A 780-nucleotide genomic window follows, 5' to 3' on the forward strand; every position below is an offset into this window, starting at 1 on the left:
GTTCCACGCCATCGTAGAAGTAGTTACTCGACCAGCGCGGATTACGAAAAAAGGCCGACGACCGGGGGAAGGAAACGACTCAGTCCTGCGTCAGCAGGCGACGGAGGACGTAGTGGAGGATACCGCCGTTTTCGACGTATTTCACCGCGGCGGGCGTGCCGACCTGCGCGGTGACGGGGAACTCGACGGTCGAGCCGTCGTCTTTCTCGGCGACGACAGTGAGTTCGTCGTTGACTTCGAGTCCGTCGTCGAGACCGAGAATGTCGAAGTGTTCGGACCCGTCGAGTCCGAGCGATTCCCACGAGTCGCCCTCGGCGAACTGGAGCGGCAGGACGCCCATGCCGACGAGGTTGTCGCGGTAGATGCGCTCGTAGCTCTCCGCGATGGTCGCTCGGACGCCGAGGAGGTCGGTACCCTTTGCCGCCCAGTCCCGACTCGACCCAGTCCCGAACTCGACGCCCGAGAGGACGACGAGCGGCGTTCCTTCTTCGCGGTAGCGCTCGCTCGCTTCGAAGACGGTCGTCTCTTCGTCAGTCGGGTGGTGGATGGTGTAACCACCCTCGACGTCGTCGAGCATCTGGTTCTCGATACGGACGTTGGCGAACGTCCCGCGCATCATCACCTCGTGGTTCCCGCGGCGGGAGCCGTAGGTGTTGAAGTCGACGGGGTCGACGCCGTGGTCCATGAGCCACTGTCCGGCCGGGAGGTCGGGACCGAACGGTCCGGCGGGGCTGATGTGGTCGGTCGTGACGGTGTCGCCGAGCGTCAGGAGACAACGGG

1 pseudogene is annotated in these 780 nt (G+C 64.6%); it reads right to left on the reverse strand.

The features are described from left to right. Positions 1–79 precede the first annotated feature (79 nt). Positions 80–780: pseudogene (locus QT222_RS00380) on the reverse strand (aconitate hydratase); the annotation flags it as partial.

The organism is Haloferax sp. s1, assembly GCF_058382125.1.